The sequence below is a fragment of the Actinoplanes aureus genome, assembly GCF_015704865.1.
Lineage (GTDB): Bacteria > Actinomycetota > Actinomycetes > Mycobacteriales > Micromonosporaceae > Actinoplanes > Actinoplanes aureus.
Map to the genome: position 1 here is coordinate 185,844 of NZ_JADQTO010000009.1, position 18,076 is coordinate 203,919.

The window sequence follows — 18,076 nt, forward strand, 5'->3', positions numbered from 1 at the left end:
CTCGATCGGCTACGGTGCCTGTGATGTTTGACAAGGTTGATCAAGATGCGGTCGCCTGGGCACAGACAGTCCTGGTCAAGAGTCGAGCGTCAACCGCCGAAATGGTGCAGTCGTACCGGACTCTGGCGGCATGGAAGCCAAAGGCCTATGGGCTGAGGCTCGCCAGGCAGCTGTTTGAGTACAGCTGGACTGTTCGTACGAACCGGCTTCGTTTACTCGAAGAAGCGGTGGCGGCAGGACGCCTGTCTCCGCTCATCTCCACCCATGATGTCCGCAGCTTCGTGACCGTGCTCGACAGCTACCAATTCGCGCTGTATGAGGCGAGGCGACGGGACGAGGCTTTTGATGTGTGCGCGGAGTTGGGCCAACTGGCTCGGCGGGCGGATGACGGTAGCCTGCCTGGACTCGCGGTGTGGGCGCGTTGTCTGGCTGAAGCCGGCCAGCATGCTGCGGCTGTCGATATCTGCGCAGAGCTCATGGTTCCGGAGCACCCACCTGACGGCACCACCTGGAGCGGCCAGCTGTGGGACATCATTCGTTCGTCGCTCAGGCGGATGCGGCCGGACGATCCGACCATGCCCACGCGGTCCTCGCTGACGCGATCGAGATCGACCGGGAGGTCATCGACCGCGGTGAGGGGCAGGAACGAGTGCTGCTTCATCTGCTGGTGTATCAGGCGTGGATGCTGCGCGCCGACGGTTGTGAGTAGGCAGCAGCCGTCGTAGATCGGGACGCCCTTGCGGTGCTCGCCAGCATCGTGCGGGAAGGCGGCGAGCGCAAGGTGTGGAGTTGCTACCAATCGTCCATGTGGAGCACGCTGCTGGCCGCATCGAGCGTCACGAGCGAGCGGGACGCCGACAGCCCGCTGCCGCCATTCGGCTGGAACATCACTAATTGGTCACCCGATCTGCGGGAAACGTACAGCGCTCGAACCGCTGCCATCGCCGAGTCGGCCGCCGCGCTAACCAGCCAGTCGGAACTCGCATTGATCCGTCGCCAATTGGCGGTACGAACTGCGGTACGCGACGAGTGGCGCAGCGGCACCCGGTGGGCCCAGCGATGCGCATCCGTGTTCGACGACAGCGTTGTTGCTGCCCGCGAATGTCACGACAGCGGCGACCCTGCTGGCGCGGCATTGCTGGCTCAGGCGCTGACCGACCGAGCGGGCCTCGCCGCCGCCGACGGCCGCTTCGAAGCCGCCCTTGGTGACCTGACCGAAGCACTGCGAACGGGCACCGAACAACCGTCCGCCCACCGGAAGCAACCCGCGAACCGAAGGGGCTATCTCTTGACCTAAGCCAACCTTCCGGCCTCAACGCGACTGCCAGATAGGGATCACCAAACCGCTCGAACAAGGCGAGATCACACGCACGCACATCGGCAAAGTCGTGCGCCAGCCAGAAGCGAATGCGCTACCGAGCGTGACGTTGTGCCGGGATGCGCGCGCCGGTCCCGCACCGGCAAAAAGCATATTATTCAGCGGGTTGGGACATTTGGAGGTGCCGCGTACCACCGGGCCGAGATGACTGTTACGCGATATCCATCGGCGGCCTTCAGCGGGATAACGCGACATCCCGAGGTCAGGGCAATGTGACGACCTGCGCCGCGTACGAAAGGCCGGCACCGAAGCCCACGAGCAGCGCGGGACCCGTCGTGTCGGGCAGGGCTGCCATTGCCTGGGGAATGGAGGCCGCGCCGGTGTTGCCATTGGTGATGATGTCGGTGGCCACCCGGACGTGCGGGCCGAGCCCCAGGGCCTTGGCCGCAACCGAGGTGATGCGCAGATTAGCCTGGTGAGGAATGAAAGCCGCAAGGTCGGAGGCGGAAATGCCCGCCGCGTCGAGCGCGCGCCTGGCAACGTCGGGAACGACGGAGGTCGCCCAGCGGAAGACCTCAGGGCCCACCATCCGCAGGATGCCCGCCTCGTCGTACCGCAGCACCTCGCTGCGGGAGCCGTCGGCGCCCCACACCACCGGGCCGATCTCGCACGTCTCCGCCGGACCGACGACCACCGCGCCCGCGCCGTCGCCGAAGAGGAACGCCGTGCCGCGGTCACGCTCGTCGATGATGTCGGTCATGCGCTCGGCGCCGACCAGGACCACATAGCCGGCCGCGCCACTGCGCACGAGTGCGTCGGCGGTCGCCAGTGCGTACGGGAAGCCCGCGCACGCCGCCCCCAGATCCATCGCGGCAGCCGCGGTGGCGCCCAGCGCGTCGGCCACCAGGGGTGCTGCGGTTGTCGCGCGACCACGGTGGGACATCGTCGCCACCAGGACGGCCGAGACGTCGCGCGGATCGATGCCGGCGCCGGCAAGGGCCTTGGAGCCGGCCGCCGCGGCCATCGTGACCAGGTCCTCGTCGGGTGCGGCGCGCCGGCGCGACTCGATGCCGCAGCGGCGGCGGATCCACTCGTCGCTCGAGTCGATCAGCGCGGCGATCGTCTCGTTGCCCACCTCAGTCCGTGGGCGGTAGGAGGCGACGCTCAGGATGCGCGACCCGACGTGACCGGTGCGCTGCGGCGATGGGTTGACCATGAACAGGATCTAAGCATGCCCGACTGGGTGCACTCTGAATGCTTTGTTCCTCGCCGGTAACCAAGCGTTCGAGCAAGCGCCTGGGAGTGGTACACGGCTGCAAACGAGGACGCTCAGGAGGGGCGGCCGTTGGTGGGACGATCGAGGCGGTTAGCGGCTACGACGTCATCCGGACGACGACCTTGCCCGCCTTGGCGCGTCCTTGCTCGACGTGGGCCAGGGCTTCGCGGGTCGACGCGAAGTCGAAGGCCCGGTCCACGACCGGGCGGATCGTCCCGGCGTCGAGCAGAGTGGTGAGCTGGCGGAGCTGGTCGCCGCTGGCCCTCATGAACAGGAACGAGTACCGGACGCGGTGGCGGCGGGCGCGTTGCCGGACCCGGAAACTCAACGCGGCGATCGCCAGCCGGATGAGCGGGTTGGCACCGGCCTGCCTGGCGAAGGCAGGGTCGGGCGGTCCGGCGATGCTGATGACGATGCCGCCCGGCTTGAGCACCTGCAAAGACTTGTCGAGGGTGTCGCCGCCGACGGTGTCGAGCACGACGTCGTAGTCACGCAGGACCGTCTCGAACGCCTGCTTCGTGTAGTCGACGACGACGTCCGCGCCCAGGCCCTTCACCAGGTCGGTCTTCGCGCTGCTCGCGGTCGTGGTGACGTGAGCGCCGAGGTGTTTGGCCAGCTGGATGGCGATGGTGCCGACACCGCCGGCCCCGGCGTGGATGAGGACCTTCTGGCCCGGCCGCAGGTTCGCCCGTTCGACCAGAGCCTGCCAGGCGGTCAAACCGACCAGGGGGATGGAGGCTGCCTCTTCCATCGTGAGGGTGACCGGTTTGGCGGCCACGTCGTCCTGGTGCATCGCGATGAACTCGGCGAACGCGCCGATCCGGTTCTGGTCCGGGCGCGCGTAGACGTCGTCGCCGACGGCGAACCGGGTGACGCGGGAGCCGACGGCGGCGACGGTGCCGGCCAGGTCGTTACCGAGGACGAACGGCGCCCGGTACGGCAGGATCGCCTTGAGGTCCCCGGACCGGATCTTGAGGTCGAGTGGGTTGACGCTCGCCGCGTGGATCCGGACCAGGACGTCGTCGTCGCCCACGGTCGGGTCCGGCATCTCGCGGGCCTGCACAGTGTCGGCGTCGCCGTAGCGTTCGACCACAAATGCCTTCATCGTCGTCTCCTTCTCGGTCTCTGCCCGTCTCGTCGGCGCGCAGATCACTGATCGATCGGCCGTGCCCGGCGGCACCTTGTTGTATCGGCGACCGCCGGGTCGACCTGAGTACAAGAAAGTAAACCTAGCGGGTAGGATGTGCCTATGGCCCCGATCACCGACCTGCGCCTCGACCGGGACACCACCAACTGCTCGATCGCCCGAACCCTCGAAGTCGTGGGCGAGAAGTGGACCCTGCTGGTCCTGCGGGAGATCTGGTACGGCGTGTCCCGCTTCAGCGACCTGCACAAGATGCTGGGATGCCCCCGCAACCTGCTCGCCGAGCGCCTACGCAAGCTCGTCGAACACGGCATCCTCGCCACCGAGACCTACCAGGAGGACGGCGCCCGCAGCCGATCCCGATACGTCGTCACCGCCAAAGGCAACGACCTGGCCCCCGCCGTACTAGGACTGCTGCAATGGGGTGACAAGTACCGCGCCGACCCGGCCGGGCCGGCGGTCATCAACCACCACCGCGATTGCGGCGCCCCACTCACCGTCCAAGTCCGCTGCGCGCGCGATCACCACGTTCCGGCAGCCGAGGTCGAAGTCGGCCCAGGACCGGGCTTCCGGACGAAAGCAGCCCCCGAACGCGCAACCTGATCGCCCACGTCTTCAACCGCACAACCCGCGCTCGTGATCGCTCCTGCCGGGTTGGTTTACCCGGCCACGGCGAGCGCGAGGTGCCCCGCTTGTGCACAATGAGCCGCACGAGGGTGGAAGCAGCCAAGGACTAATCCATCGGTTCCGCACGCACTCAATTCGGCAGTTCAGCCCGTCGGTTCGCCGGCTCAGCGCCCATGGTCAGCTGTCTCGGCCAGGCGCTTGATGTGTGCCGCGCGCTCTACCAAGAGGCGCCTCAGGTGCGGAGCGAGCAGCATCCGGGTAGCCACCGCACCCAACGGCCCCAAAGGTGCGCGGATCGTCATGCGATCAATCATCCGGGTCCGTATGTCCCCGAGGTCCTCGAAGTAGTGCTCGTGACGCAATGCGCGGAAGGGACCGCGCGTTTGTTCGTCAACGAAGTGATACGGACGGTTGTAGGCGGTGATCCGGCTGGTCATGTTCCAGCGCCGGCCGAAATGCCGAGCGCCGAATGTCACTTCGTCGCCGAGCCCAAGCTGGCGGCGGCCAGTGGTTGTCGTTGCGGTCTCCCGGCTCTTGGCCAAGGACTCGGCGTGAACGTCTATGTCCAGTTCCAGGTCGAAGACCGTCGCCGCAGCGGCGTTGATTACGGATACGACTTCGATCAGGGCTGACACGCTGCCAGCCTAATATCAGTACGCCCAGTCCTTGAGGCCGTTGCAACGCACTCTTCTCGGCAGTTGAGGACGCCGATGACCTGCACTATCCCGCTATTGCTCCCGAAACGGCTGTTCGCTGTTCAAGGGCGCACGGGACATGAGCCAGGGCCCGGGGCCCCGCTCAGTCGGCCCTGTCGATCGGAGGCGTTTCGAGGGCGGGCTCCTCGGCCAGCTCGCGCTCTCGGAGCGGATCGTATCTTGGAGACGTAAAGAGGCTTCGATTTCATGGATTCCGCCGATGGGGTCATCGGTGATCTGGCTGCGCTCGAGTAAGCGGGCGGCGCCGGGTCCAGTCTTCTTCGTCCTGCTGACGGCGATGTCGGTGCTTCCGGTGAACATCTATCTGCCGGCAATGCCCGAAATCGCTGACACGTACGGGGCGCGCTTCGCCCTGGTCAACCTCTCGATCGCTGGATATGCCGTTGCCACGGCGTTCACGGAGGTGGTCGCCGGCGCCGTGTCCGATCGTTACGGACGCCGGCCGGTGGTCATGATGTCGGTCTCGATCTTTGTTGTCGCGTCTGTTGGGTGCGCTCTGGCCCCGACCGTGGAGTTCTTCCTGGTGTGCCGCATGTTCCAGGCGGCGATCGCCGCGTGTTTCTCCGTGGCGATGGTCGCTATCAGGGAGACGTCGAGCGGGCGCGACGCGGTCAGGAGGATCGGCTTCGCGGGCATGGGTTGGGCGCTTGCTCCCACGTTCGGGCCCACCCTTGGCGGGGTCGTGAATGAGTTCTTCGGGTGGCGGGCAATCTTCATCGTGCTCGCCGTCCTGGGCGTAGTCGTTCTCGGTCTGTCGATGCGGCGGTTCAGCGAGACGGCGCACCGCTCTGGCGATCCGGAGGGAGGCCTCTTTGTCTCGTACCGGCGGATAACGGGCTCGCCCAGGTTCTGGGCGTACACCCTGTGCATGGCTTGCTCGACGGGGACGCTTTACGTCTTCCTGGGCGGAGTACCCATCGTCATGAGCGATCGCCTCGGCGGCTCGAGTGCTGCGCTGGGTCTTGCTATGGCGGTGGCGCCCGGCGGTTTCGTGCTGGGCAGCTACCTCACGGGCATCGTTGCCTCCCGACTTTTCAGGAGCCGCGCACTCGTCGCGGCGCGCCTGCTGACCTGCGCAGGCCTGTCGGTCGGTCTCCTACTTGCGACGCTGCGCGACCTTGGCCCCGTCGTGTTCTTCGTCGTCTGCGCATTCGTCGGAATCGGAAACGGCCTGACTACCCCCGTCGTGAACCTGGGGGTGATGTCCGAGCATCCGAGCCTGGCCGGAACCGCGACGGGCCTGTCCGCCGCGACGGCGATCGGGGGCGGCGCTCTGCTTTCCTTCGTCGCGGGTGTCGCCCTTGGCGCCTCGGGCTCACCCAGGATGCTGCTGACCCTGTTGCTGGCCTCGGCGTCGCTCGCTCTGGTGGCGGCGTTGTGGGCGGCCACGACCGACAGGGCCGACATGAGCGGCAGCGGACCATAGACCCGCGCGACCAGCACCTCGCCAGCGCGTGCACCGAAACCACGCCGAGCTGGTTGAACGGCAGGCTCAGCCTCGCAGCAGGGCGTTGAGCCGGGCGGCCTGGCGGGTCAGATGGTTGCGTTCCGGGAGGCTCGGCGCCGACCGGGCGGCCTCGGCGTAGAGCCGTGCCGCGGTCACCGGGTCACCGTCGCGCTCGTGCAGGTACGCCGCCACCGCGGCGTACCTGGGCAGGCCGGGGTCGAGCTCGTCCAGGGCGGCCAGGCCGGCCCGCGGACCGTCCGCCTCGCCGACCGCGACCGCCCGGTTCAGACGGACCACCGGGCTGCCGGTGAGGCGCACCAGTTCGTCGTACCACTCGACGATCTGCACCCAGTCGGTCTCCTCGGCCGCCTGGGCGTCGGCGTGCAGCGCGGCGATGGCGGCCTGGGCCTGGAACTCGCCCAGCCGGTCGCGGGCCAGGGCGGCCTGGAGCACGTCGACGCCCTCGGCGATCAGGCGGGTGTCCCAGAGGCCGCGGTCCTGCTCGGCGAGCGGCACGAGACTCCCGTCCGGGCGGGTCCGGGCCGCGCGCCGTGCGTGGTGCAGCAGCATGAGCGCGAGCAGGCCCGCCACCTCCTCGTCCCTGGTCATGGCCGCCAGCTGGCGAGTGAGCCGGATCGCCTCGCCGGCGAGGTCGACGTCGCCGGAGTAGCCCTCGTTGAAGACCAGGTAGAGCACGCGCAGCACGGTGCCGACGTCACCGAGCTGGTCGAGCCGGACCCCGGTGACCGTCCGCTTGGCCCGGCTGATCCGCTGGGCCATGGTCGCCTCCGGCACGAGGTAGGCCCGCGCGATCTGCCGGGTGGTCAGACCACCGACCGCGCGCAGCGTCAGCGCCACGGCCGAGGCCGGCGTCAGGGACGGGTGCGCGCACAGGAAGTACAGCCGGAGCGTGTCGTCCACCGTCTCACACGGACCCGGCACCGGCTCGGCCTCGACGAGCTCCTCACGGCGCCGACGGGAGCTCTCGGCGCGGGTCGCGTCGAGGAATTTGCGCCAGGCCACCGCGACCAGCCAGCCCTTGGCGTCCCGTGGCTGGTCGTCCGGCCACACCCGTACCGCCTCGACCAGGGCGTCCTGCACGGCATCCTCGGCCGCCGCGAAGTCAGCTCCGCGACGGACGAGGATCCCGATCACCGTGGGGGTGAGAGACCTCAGCAGGGCCTCATCCACTGAACGTCACTCCGTGATGGTCGACGGCTCGGTCAGGAACGGGCGCAGCTCGAGCCACTCGTGGATCGGCTTGCCACCGGCGCCCGGTGCCGCGGACAGCTCGCCGGCCACCTCGAGCGCCCGCTCGTAGCTGTCCACGTCGATCACCATCCAGCCGGCGATCAGGTCCTTGGTCTCCGCGAACGGCCCGTCGGTGACCGGCGGGCGGCCCTCACCGTCGGAGCGGACGAAGGTTCCGTCCGGAGCGAGCGCCTGACCCTCGATGAACTCGCCGGTGCTCTCCAACCGGGCGGCCCAGTCCCGCATGTACTGCACGTGGGCGGTGACCTCGTCCGGCGTCCACTTCTCCATCGGCACGTCGTTGACCGCCGCCGGGGCGCCGCGGTAGTGCTTGAGCAGCAGGTACTTGGCCATCATGTTCTCCTCAGTGCGGTACGGCGCTCGATCTCGCCGTGTTCGCATCGGGGACGGAGCCGTGCCCGGGTTCTCGACATCGGTCGAGAACTTTCTTGCGGCTATTTTGTCAGCACGCGGAACTCGTTGCCCTCCGGGTCGATCAGCTCCACGTGGCCGGCCTCGGTGCTGGTCAGCGTCGCGCCCAGCGAGATCAGCCGATCGATCTCGCCGGCCGGAACCAGATCGAGGAACAGCCGGTTCCGCCCGGTCTTGGCCCGGTCGGGCGGCCCACCCCAGGTGATCTTCATACCGCCGTGCGGCGACTGGATCGCGGTCTCCTGGTCCTGGTCCCAGACCAGCGGCCACCCGAGCGCGGCACTCCAGAAATACCCGACCTCCGGCGAGCCGTCGCAGGACAGCGCCCCGACGAACCCGCAGCCGGCCAGGAACTTGTTGCCCGCTTCGATGACGCAGAACTCGTTGCCCTCCGGGTCGGCGAGCACCACGTGCTCCTCCTCCGGAAGCTGCCCGACGTCGATGTGCCGGGCGCCGGCGTCGAGTGCCCGCGCGACGGTCCGCTGCTGCTCCTCCGGCGAAGGGCTGGTCAGGTCGAAGTGCATCCGATTCGGCCCGGTCTTCGGCTCGTCGACCGGCAGGAACCGGAGTCTGATCACGGCGTCGTCGCCGGGCAGCAGCGCGACGCCACCGGGCTCGTCGGCCGTGTCCCGGCCCAGGACGGCGGCCCAGAACCGCGCGAGGGCCAGCGGTTCAGCGGCGCCGAAGCAGATCGCATCGAGTCGAGACGTCATCGCCCGGACGCTAGGCGAAACCGCGCTCCTCCGCATCCGAGTTGTCAACGGCAGAGGCCGGAACTCGTCCTCCTCGGACCGATCCCCGCTCGCCCCTCCCTGGCACGACGGAACCACCGGCCGGCGAGGTTGCCTCAGGTAGCGCTCGGTGCCGGCCGCTGCTTTCCGGCCACGCTTCTGCGGGGTACGCGTGACCGGCCGTCCCGCCGAAGCCGGCGCCGTCCCCGCTCTCCCAGCGCGAGCCCGCTGCCGGGCGCGGCCCCAGCGCGGCCGCCGGGAAACAGATCGTGGATGCGCTAGGCCGGAAGCGGGTTCTCGATGATGTGGCGCAGCCGGTGGGCGGGCACTCCGGCGGTGGTGAGCAGGGCGGCGATCGCCACCCGGGGATGGTCGAGAAAGACGGCGACCTGGTGGTCGTCGCCCAGGCGGCAGGCGGCGGCCAGTGTGCCGAGATTGATCGGATCGATCTCACGTACGTCGCCGAGGTCCAGGACCAGGCGAAGCGGGCGGGTGTGGCGGATGGCCTGGACCAGAGCGCGCCGAAGCTCGACCGCGTCGTCGGCGTCGAGGCTGCCGTGTGGCTGGATGACTAGGGTGCCGTCGGGATCGTTGCCGATGTCGACCGTGGTGGCGGTCATCGCGTTACCTTCCGTTACCCGATGTTTCTCCAGGCGGTCAATCTAAGGTCCGCAGTGGATGCCCGTCGAGGTCCGGGCACGAAAGTTCACCTGATCACGACAAGATCACGGCCGGTGACGAGCGAGAAGGAGGCCACGATGGCGCAGGCACGGGAGTGGGACTATCGCGGGGTGCGCGGAAAGCTGACGGCGCGCACGTGGAGCGGGCCGGGGACGGCGACGCACGTCGTGGTCGTCGCGCACGGCTATGGCGAGCACGTCGGCCGCTACGAGCGCGTCGCGGACGCGCTGGTCGGCAACGGTGCCGTGGTCTACGCCGTCGATCACGTGGGGCACGGCCGGAGCGAGGGTGAGCGGGTCCTCGTCGAGGACTTCGAGGACCTGGTGGCCGACCTGCACACGCTGCGGGAGACGGCCGAGCGGGAGCAGCCGGGCCTGCCGGTCGTGCTGCTCGGCCACTCGATGGGCGGCCTGATCGCGGCCCGCTACGCCCAGCAGCACCGCGAAGGGCTGGCCGCGCTGGTGCTGTCCAGCCCGGTGGTGGGCCGCTGGGACGCGGTGGCGCAACTGCTCGCCCTCGACGAGATCCCGGACGTGCCGCTGGACGTCACCACGCTGTCGCGGGATCCGCGGGTCGGCGAGGTCTACGCGGCTGATCCGCTGGTGTGGCACGGGCCGTTCAAACGGGCGACTTTGGAGGCGATGCAGCGCGCGCTGGCGGACATCGCCGCCGGGCCGGACCTCGGGGACCTTCCGATGCTGTGGATCCACGGTGCGGAGGATCAGCTCGTGCCGATCGGTGGCAGCCGGGCCGGGATCGAGCATCTGCGCGGCCCGGACTTCGTGGAACGGGTCTACCCCGAGGCCCGGCACGAGCTGTTCAACGAGCTCAACGCGGACGAGGTGATCGCCGAGGTGACCGCGTTCATCCGCCGGCAGCTGTGATGCTCCGTGCTGCTCAGATGTTCGCCGGATAGCCGGGACCGATCGGGATGCCGAGCAGGAACCAGGCCACGAAGAACAACAACCAGGTCACCAGCACGACCGCGGTGTACGGGATCATCAGCGCCACGATCGTGCCCAGGCCGGCGCTCTTCTTGTACCGCTGAGCGACGATCACGATGAACGGCAGGTACACCATCAGCGGGGTGATGACGTTCATCGGTGAGTCGCCGAGCCGGTACGCGGCGAGCAGCGTCTGCGGGGCGACGCCGAGCCGGATGAACAGCGGGATGAAGACCGGGGCGAAGATCGCCCACTTCGGCAGCAGCCCGGGCACGATGATGTCCAGCAGCGCGATCACCAGGATGAACCCGACCAGCAGCCAGACCGTGCCGATGTCAGCGGCCTCCAGCAGATCCGCCATCGCGACCGAGGCGACGGTCGGCATCTCCGAGTAGTTGAAGTAGGCGATGAACTGGCTGATCAGGAACAGCATGAACAGCAGCCCGGCCAGCGACGCCCAGGTCTTCGTGATCGCGTTGATGATCGAGGTGCTCGTGGTGATCGTCTTTGCGCCACGTCCGTACCCGATGCCGGCGGCCAGGAAGATGAACGTGATGATGACGATCAGGCTGTCCATGAGCGGCGCGTCGTTGATCAGCGAACCGGTCTCCGGATTGCGCAGCGGCGCACCCGGCGGAATCGCCAGGAGCAGCACGATCGCCAGCACGATCAGCACGGCGATGCCGGCACCGCGCATGCCGCGCTTCTCGACGTCGTGATCGACGTGCGGCTCGGTGGCGGTGCCGGCGCCCGCCGGGTCGGCGAAGCCCTCACCGGGCAGGGCCGCGTCCTCCTCGCGGTAGGCGCCGAGACGGCGTTCGATCATCCGGGACGAGACGAGCGTGATGACGAGGCTGACGAAGATGGTGGAGGCGATGTTGAACCACAGGTTCGCCGTGATCCCGATGGACGAGTCGGGCTGGGCGAGGGCGATCGCCTCGTTGGTCACCTCGGTGAGAATGCCGTCGCTCGGGGTGATCAGGATGTTGACGGCGAAACCCGCGCTGACCCCGGCGTACGCGGCGGCGAGCCCGGCGAGGGGATGTTTACCGACACTGTGGAAGGCCGCCGCGGCCAGGGGTATGAGGATCAGATAACCGGCATCCGAGGCCACGCTCGAGAGCATGCCGACGAACACGATGATGAAGGTCAGGATCCGGACCGGGGCGATGCGAACCATGCCGCGGATCAGGGCGCCCATGAGGCCTGACTCCTCGGCGACGCCGACACCGAGCATGGCGACGAGGATGACGGCCACGACGCTGAAGCTGGAGAAGTTGCTGACGAACGACGTGAACATGAAGCGGACACCGTCGATCGAGATCAGGCTCTTGATCTCGGTGGTCTCCTGCTGGATGACCAGGTCCTCTTCGGCGTAGTCGTCGGGTACGGCCGTGAGGTCCGGCACCTGCGTGCCCGCCTCGTACTCCTCGGTGACCGCCGGGCCGGTGACCGGCTCCGCCACGTCGTAGGTGACGCTGACGTCGAACAGGGCGAGCACCCAGGACAGCACGATCACGAGCAGGCACAGGCTCAGGAAGATGATCGCCGGGTGCGGCACCTTGTTGCCGAGCCGCTCGATGCGGTCGAGCCAGCCGCTCTTCGGCGGTTTCAGCTGCCTGGTGTCACCGGAGCGCGACTCGGACACGCCGGCTCACCTGCCCGATGCCGGGAAGTGGGTGGCGAGCTCGATGAGCAGTGGTGTGCCGAAGCCGGTGGCGCCCTTGTTGCGCCAGGTGCGGGGCGCGTCCGCCTGAGCCGTACCGGCGATGTCGATGTGTGCCCACGGGGTGTCACCGACGAACTCGGCGAGGAACAGCGCGGCGGTGATGGAGCCGGCGTTGGGGCCGCCCATGTTGGTGAGGTCGGCGACGTCGGAGTCGAGCTGGTTGCGGTAGCGGGTGGCGAGCGGCAGCTCCCAGACCGGTTCGTCGGTGGCATCGCCGGCCGCCCTGACCTCGCCGATCAGAGCCGCGTCGTTGCCCATCACGCCGGCGATCTCGGTGCCGAGCGTACGCAGGCACTGGCCGGTCAGCGTGGCGATGTCGACGATCGCGTCGACCCGGTCCTCGGTGGCCAGGACGAGCGCGTCGGCCATCACGAGCCGGCCTTCGGCGTCGGTGTTGAGCACCTCGACGCGTTTGCCGCCCCGCATGGTGAGCACGTCACCGAGCCGGGTGGCCGAACCGGAGGGCATGTTGTCGGTGCACATCAGCCAGCCGGTCACCGCGGTCCGGCAGCCGAGGTCACGCAGGGCCGACATGGCCGCCAGGATGACGCCCGCGCCGGTCATGTCGTTCTTCATGGTCGCGTGGGTCGCGTCGGCGCCCTTGAGCGCGATGCCGCCGGAGTCGTACATCACGCCCTTGCCCACCAGACCCAGATGGCCCGGCGGGTCGGTGTCGGGCCGATAGCTGATCTTCACCATGGCCGGCGGTTCGACGCTGCCGGCGTTGACCCCCAGCAGCCCGCCGCAGCCCAGCTCGATCAGTGCGGCCTTGTCGAAGACCTCGACGGTGAGGCCGGCGCGGTCGGCGAGCTCCTCGGCGACCTGGGCCATGCGGGTGGCGGTCAGGTATCCCGCCGGGCAGTTCGCCAGGTCCCGGCCGAGTGCCGTCGCCGCTGCGATGACCCGGCCGCGCTCGGCGCCGCTCTCCACCGGCGCGAGGTCACCGTCACCGCAGACCAGGTACAGCGCGTCGAGACCCGTACCGGTGTCGTGCTGGGCGACGCTGAAGTAGTACCTGGCCAGGACCGCACCCTGGACCAGCGCCTCGCTCGCCGTCGTCCGGTCGACATCGGCCAGGCCGGCCAGGTGCAGGGCGAGCCGGGTACGGCCGGGCACGGCACGTGCGAAGGTGGCCGCCGCGTCGCGCAGTGCGGTCGCTCCGGCGTGCGGTACGCCGTACCCCACCGCGACCTTGACCACGTCACCACCCGGCACCAGCAGGCACTGCCCCGCCTTGCCCTCGAAGCCGCAGGCGATGAGGGCGGCCCGGTCGATGCCGAGTTCGGCCGGAACCGGCCCATCGGGAGCGACGAAGTAGCCGATCGCGTCGGCCATGCCGTCTTTCAGCTCGGTCGCCGCGGCTATGGACAGGTTGGACATTCGTCGAATCGAAGGGGTCACGTCGACGTCCGTGCGCGCAGCCACCATGAAGGCCTCCTACCCGTGTTCGTCCCGTGGCGGACGTTACGGCGGCACGACCGGTGGCGCCTCGTCCGCCGCGGATGATCCGGGCGGGGCTATCCCGGCGCGAACGGCCACACGAGCGGGATGACCACCACGGCGACCACCAGCCACAACGCCATCACCGGCAGGCCCAGCTTCCAGTAGTCACCGAAGCGGTAGCCGCCGGGACCCATGACCATCATGTTGGCGGGAGTGGCGATCGGCGTCAGGAACGAGGCGGCCCCGGCCACCGCGATGAGCATGAGCACCGGTTGCGGTGACACCCCGGTCTCCACGGCGGCGCTCACCGCGATGGGCGCCACGATCAGCACGGTGGCCGTGTTGCTGACCACCTGCCCGAGCGCGGCCGTCAGCCCGAACAGCGCGATCAGCAGCAGGTACGGTCGCCCGGCGCCGACCGCGTCGATCAGCACGCCGGCGACCAGATCCGCCGCACCGGTCGCCATGATGGCCGTCGACAGCGGGATCAGCCCACCGATCAGCACCACGGTCTGCCAGGAGATCGACCGGTACGCCTGCTGAGGGGTGAGCACCCGCAGCACGACCATGGCCGTCGCCGCCAGCAGGGCGGCCACGGCGGCCGGAACGAGGCCCGAGGCCATCAGCACGATCATGCCGGCCAGCACCGCGATGGCCCGCCCGGCGCGCGGGCCCATGGGTACGGCCTGGCGGCGCACGAGTTCCGGCGAGTCGACGACCAGGACGTCCCGGTCCTCGGTCAGCGCCTCGATGGCCGGCCAGGTGCCGTGCACCAGAATGCTGTCGCCCTCGGCGAGGACGGTCGGGCGCGGCCCGCGGTCCCGGCCGTACCGGCGCACGGCGAGGATCACCAGGTCCGCGCCGCGTTTCATCCCGGGGAACATCGTCTCGCCGACCAGCTCGGAGCGGGGCGCCACCACGACTTCGACGACGCCGAGCTCGCGGGTCAGCAGCGTACCGTCGGCGACGTCCAGCACCGGGCGCATGCTGACGGCCAGCACCTGGTCCACGACCAGCCGGCTGACCTGCTCGGACGGGCCGGCGACGACGAGGACGTCATCGACGTTAAGCCGGGCCGGGCCGGCGTGCTGCACCCCGATCACGGTCAGACCCGGGTACGCGGTGAAGTCCGTGTTCTGCGGCTCCTGTCCGATCAGCGGGGAGCCCTCCCGGACGCGGAGCCGGTAGAAACCGTTGGTCAGTCCGTAGTGGTCGGCCAGGGTCTGTGCGTGCCGGCCCAGGTCGGGGGCGGCCTCGCGGGATGTCCGGCGCGGCAGCACGTAGGGACCGAGCCACAGGGAGAGCAGGACCGTGCCGGCCAGCAGGGGTACGCCCACGATCGCGAACTCGAAGTACCCGTAGCCGTCCGCGCCGGCGTCCCGTGCGGCGTCGGAGACGATGACGTTGACCGGGCTGCCGGTGAGCGCGAGCAGTGAACCGGCGTGTGCCGCGAACGCCATGGGCAGCAGCATCTGCGACGGCGGGATCGAGGCCCGGACGGCGAGCACGACCACCATCGACAGGAAGGCGGCCACCGCCCCGTTCGGGGTGACCAGAGCGGTGAGCACGCCGCACAGGATCATCACCACGGTCAGCAGCCCGGCCCGCCCGGTGCCGGCCCGCCGGGTGATGGCCTGTCCGGCCCACGCCGTCACGCCGGTGGCCTCGATCCCGTCGCTGACCACGAACAGCGACGCGATGAAGATGACGACCGGATCGCCGAAGCCGGCCAGCGCGGCGTCGGCGTCGAGCAGCCCGGTGAAGTACAGCGAGAGCGCGGCGGCGATGGCCACGACACCGACCGGCAGGCGGTTCCAGATGAAGACGACGATGACAACACCGAGGATCACCAGGCTGATCGCGGCGTCACTCACGACATCCACTTTCGGCCCGCGCCGGTCACCGGGAATCCTCCGCCCGGGATGATTCAGGCGATGCGGCGTACCCGGTTGATGGTCAGCCCGTTCTCGTCGAGCAGCCCGTCCATGATCCCGGTGAAGTGCACGAGGTGCGGCGTCGCGAGGTGGGCGTCGAGGTGCTCCGGTGACTCCCAGTTCTCGTAGAAGATGAACGTGTCCGGGTCCTCGATGCCCTGGTGCAGGTCGTAGTTGACGTAGCCGGCCTCCTTGCTGGTCGGCTCGACGAGGGCCTCGAGCGCCGCCCGGAGTTCGTCCCGCTTACCGGGAGCGGCCCGCATGTACGCGATCACCGTCAGCAGGTCGCGACGGTCGTCGGTCGGTGTGGTCATAGAGGGAACGCTATGCCGAACCTGTGACCCACGCCACTCGCGCAGGCGGCGCGACGGACTGGTGTTTCCCGGCGGCCGCGATGCGGCCGGGACGGACAGCCCGGCTCGCGCCGGGGGGGCGGGCACGGGTCGGCTTCGGCAAGACGCCGGTCACCCGTACCGATGAAGCAGCGCGACCGGCAAGCAAACCTCGACCACGAAGTCTGTATAGATTGTGGTCATGGAGGAGCCCCGCCGACAGGTCGCCGCCGCGATGGCCGAGGCGGCCCGGGCCTGGCTGGACATGCTGACCGCCGATCAGCGTGCGGTCGCGGTGGGCTCCGGGCCGTCGGACGAGGCCGCCGACGGCGAACGCCGGCGCTGGTTCTACACGCCGACCGACCATGGTGGCCTGACCGTCCATCAGCAGCGGCCCGCGCAGCAGCGCGCGGCGATGCGGCTGGTGGCCTCCGGCCTGTCCCGGCCCGGCTTCGTCACGGTGGCCACCACCATGGGGCTGGAGAACATCCTCGATCACACCGAGGGGTTCGTGACCCGGTTCGACCGGGAACGTGGCCGCGATCCCGGCCTGTACTACCTGCGGGTCTTCGGTGATCCGGGCGGCGGCACCTGGGGCTGGCGGTTCGGCGGGCATCACGTCTCGCTGAACAACCTGGTCGTGGACGGCGAGCTGGTGGCCACCACGCCGTGTTTCATGGGCGCCGATCCGGCCAGTTCCGAGCTGCTCGGGGGTGCGGTGAACCGGCCGCTCGCCCGGGTCGAGGATCTGGCCCGGGAGCTCGTCCGGTCGCTGGATCCCGGCCTCGCGCGCCGCGCGATCCTCTCCGCCAAGGCGCCGTCCGACCTGGTGACCGCGAATCGGACCACGATCGCCGAGGGCGATCAGGTCATCCCGCTCGCCGGGATCTGGCGCGACGAGCGCTTCACCGACCCGGGCGAGCAGGCGAAGCTTCAGGCGCTGAGCGACCGGATCGACGAGGCCGCCGGCTACGGGCCCGCCGACCATCGGACGCTGGAGTACACCGCGCGACCGAAAGGGATCCCCGGCGCGGATCTCGCGGCCGAGCAGCGTGAACTGCTGCGGCTGCTGCTCGGGACCTACTTCGGGCGGGTGCCGGAGGCGGTGTCACCGATGGCGGCGTACGACGACGCCGCCCTCGACGCCGTGCACGTCGCCTGGGCCGGCTCGACCGAGCCGGGTGCACCGCACTACTACCGTGTCCAGGGGCCGCGCCTGCTGATCGAGTGGGACAACACCCAGCGTGGTGCCAACCACGCTCACTCGGTCTGGCGCGACCCCGGCAACGACTTCGGACTGGACGTGCTCAGCGCACACCGCCGGCAGCACCACTGACCGGGTCGTCAGGCGGCGGCGCCGAGCGCGCCGGTGCCGGGACGAAGAAGTCGCTCTTCTTCGGCTGCTCGGCGTCGGAGTACCGCCCGCGCTGGTGCGGGATCTTCACCAGGCGTGGGATGTGCTTCGCGCAGTGGATGTAGGCCTCCTGCACGCGAGCGATGATCCAGACCCGGGCGCGCCGTCCCGGTGGTGCGTCCGGCTGCTCGTCCGGATCCTCGACGATTTCCGCGGTGCCGTTCACGTGCAGCCCGATGACCTGGTTGAAGTCGATGAAGAGCAGCCCGATCTGGGCGTTCTCGGTGATGTTGCCGAGGCTGGCCATGACGCCGTTGCCCCGGTATTCCGGCCAGCTGAGGTGCTCGGTGTCGAGTACGCGGACGAACCCGGGTGGCCCGGCCCGGAAGGTGCTGTCGCAGGCGCCGCTCGCGTCGGCCGTGGCGAGGAACATCATCTCCTGCCGTCCGATGAAGCCGCGCATCCTGTCGTTGAGGTGGTCGAGGGTCTGCCGCGCCGCGAAGGCATCGGCTCGCTCCCGGGTTCCGAGTCTGTCCTGGAGTAGTCGCTCACCATCGTTCATGCTCGCCCCTCTGCCGCTGGATCCTCCTCCCCCGCTGCGGCACAGTCTCAGGGTGTAGTCGTCTGATTGCACACAGTTGCAACTTGCATTGATCGTGCTCCATTGTGGCTGCTCAGGGCCACTTTTTCGGGCATCCGCGCAGCCTCGGCCACTCG

The 18,076-nt window shown here is 69.1% G+C and carries 18 protein-coding genes; 6 read left to right on the forward strand and 12 right to left on the reverse strand.

Annotated elements, in window-relative coordinates; genetic code table 11:
- Positions 1-523 precede the first annotated feature (523 nt).
- Entirely contained in the window at positions 524-709 is a 186-nt protein-coding gene (locus I4J89_RS20765) for a hypothetical protein (RefSeq protein ID WP_196415657.1), read from the forward strand.
- 33 nt (positions 710-742) lie between these two features.
- On the forward strand, positions 743-1,297 hold the full coding sequence (locus tag I4J89_RS20770; RefSeq protein WP_196415658.1) for a hypothetical protein: 555 nt from the start codon (positions 743-745) through the stop codon (positions 1,295-1,297).
- Between the two features lie 283 nt (positions 1,298-1,580).
- On the opposite strand, the gene I4J89_RS20775 is transcribed toward I4J89_RS20770, so the two are convergent.
- Both I4J89_RS20775 and I4J89_RS20780 read right to left on the reverse strand, forming a co-directional pair.
- Positions 1,581-2,534 (reverse strand): beta-ketoacyl-ACP synthase 3, encoded by a 954-nt coding sequence (locus tag I4J89_RS20775; RefSeq protein WP_196415659.1) that lies wholly within the window; start codon positions 2,532-2,534, stop codon positions 1,581-1,583.
- A gap of 157 nt (positions 2,535-2,691) precedes the next feature.
- A complete protein-coding gene (locus tag I4J89_RS20780) occupies positions 2,692-3,699 on the reverse strand; it encodes an NADP-dependent oxidoreductase (RefSeq protein ID WP_196415660.1) in 1,008 nt (335 codons plus the stop codon).
- 144 nt (positions 3,700-3,843) lie between these two features.
- Here I4J89_RS20780 and I4J89_RS20785 point away from each other — a divergent pair, with 144 nt between their 5' ends.
- Entirely contained in the window at positions 3,844-4,341 is a 498-nt protein-coding gene (locus I4J89_RS20785; RefSeq protein ID WP_196415661.1) for a winged helix-turn-helix transcriptional regulator, read from the forward strand.
- A 188-nt stretch (positions 4,342-4,529) separates the two neighbouring features.
- Here I4J89_RS20785 and I4J89_RS20790 read toward each other — a convergent pair whose 3' ends face one another.
- Positions 4,530-5,000, reverse strand: a complete 471-nt coding sequence (locus I4J89_RS20790) for an SRPBCC family protein (protein ID WP_309238394.1) — start codon at positions 4,998-5,000, stop codon at positions 4,530-4,532.
- 292 nt (positions 5,001-5,292) lie between these two features.
- Between I4J89_RS20790 and I4J89_RS20795 the strand changes: the two genes are divergently transcribed.
- Positions 5,293-6,507, forward strand: a complete 1,215-nt coding sequence (locus I4J89_RS20795) for an MFS transporter (RefSeq protein ID WP_309238395.1) — start codon at positions 5,293-5,295, stop codon at positions 6,505-6,507.
- Between the two features lie 66 nt (positions 6,508-6,573).
- Here I4J89_RS20795 and I4J89_RS20800 read toward each other — a convergent pair whose 3' ends face one another.
- The 4 genes from I4J89_RS20800 to I4J89_RS20815 all read right to left on the reverse strand — a co-directional run bounded on the left by I4J89_RS20800 (position 6,574) and on the right by I4J89_RS20815 (position 9,562).
- Complete coding sequence (locus tag I4J89_RS20800) at positions 6,574-7,719, reverse strand: RNA polymerase sigma factor (protein ID WP_196415663.1); 1,146 nt, start codon at positions 7,717-7,719, stop codon at positions 6,574-6,576.
- A 6-nt stretch (positions 7,720-7,725) separates the two neighbouring features.
- Complete coding sequence (locus I4J89_RS20805) at positions 7,726-8,133, reverse strand: YciI family protein (RefSeq protein WP_196415664.1); 408 nt, start codon at positions 8,131-8,133, stop codon at positions 7,726-7,728.
- 101 nt (positions 8,134-8,234) lie between these two features.
- Positions 8,235-8,924 (reverse strand): VOC family protein, encoded by a 690-nt coding sequence (locus tag I4J89_RS20810; RefSeq protein WP_196415665.1) that lies wholly within the window; start codon positions 8,922-8,924, stop codon positions 8,235-8,237.
- 296 nt (positions 8,925-9,220) lie between these two features.
- Positions 9,221-9,562, reverse strand: coding sequence for an STAS domain-containing protein (locus I4J89_RS20815; protein WP_196415666.1), 342 nt, complete (start codon positions 9,560-9,562; stop codon positions 9,221-9,223).
- A 114-nt stretch (positions 9,563-9,676) separates the two neighbouring features.
- On the opposite strand from I4J89_RS20815, the gene I4J89_RS20820 reads away from it, so the two are divergent.
- Positions 9,677-10,507: an alpha/beta hydrolase gene (locus tag I4J89_RS20820; protein WP_309238396.1), complete on the forward strand. Its 831-nt coding sequence runs from the start codon at positions 9,677-9,679 to the stop codon at positions 10,505-10,507.
- A 13-nt stretch (positions 10,508-10,520) separates the two neighbouring features.
- On the opposite strand, the gene I4J89_RS20825 is transcribed toward I4J89_RS20820, so the two are convergent.
- From I4J89_RS20825 to I4J89_RS20840, 4 genes are all read right to left on the reverse strand, one after another.
- Complete coding sequence (locus I4J89_RS20825) at positions 10,521-12,215, reverse strand: AbgT family transporter (RefSeq protein WP_309238397.1); 1,695 nt, start codon at positions 12,213-12,215, stop codon at positions 10,521-10,523.
- Between the two features lie 6 nt (positions 12,216-12,221).
- Positions 12,222-13,676 (reverse strand): leucyl aminopeptidase family protein, encoded by a 1,455-nt coding sequence (locus I4J89_RS20830; protein ID WP_230859303.1) that lies wholly within the window; start codon positions 13,674-13,676, stop codon positions 12,222-12,224.
- Between the two features lie 137 nt (positions 13,677-13,813).
- Positions 13,814-15,613 (reverse strand): SLC13 family permease, encoded by a 1,800-nt coding sequence (locus I4J89_RS20835; RefSeq protein WP_196415668.1) that lies wholly within the window; start codon positions 15,611-15,613, stop codon positions 13,814-13,816.
- Positions 15,614-15,666: 53 nt separating this feature from the next.
- Complete coding sequence (locus I4J89_RS20840) at positions 15,667-15,987, reverse strand: putative quinol monooxygenase (RefSeq protein ID WP_196415669.1); 321 nt, start codon at positions 15,985-15,987, stop codon at positions 15,667-15,669.
- A gap of 220 nt (positions 15,988-16,207) precedes the next feature.
- On the opposite strand from I4J89_RS20840, the gene I4J89_RS20845 reads away from it, so the two are divergent.
- Entirely contained in the window at positions 16,208-17,341 is a 1,134-nt protein-coding gene (locus tag I4J89_RS20845) for a DUF3500 domain-containing protein (protein ID WP_196415670.1), read from the forward strand.
- On the opposite strand, the gene I4J89_RS20850 is transcribed toward I4J89_RS20845, so the two are convergent.
- Positions 17,313-17,921: a pyridoxamine 5'-phosphate oxidase family protein gene (locus tag I4J89_RS20850; protein ID WP_196415671.1), complete on the reverse strand. Its 609-nt coding sequence runs from the start codon at positions 17,919-17,921 to the stop codon at positions 17,313-17,315. The genes I4J89_RS20845 and I4J89_RS20850 overlap by 29 nt on opposite strands.
- Positions 17,922-18,076: the final 155 nt, after the last annotated feature.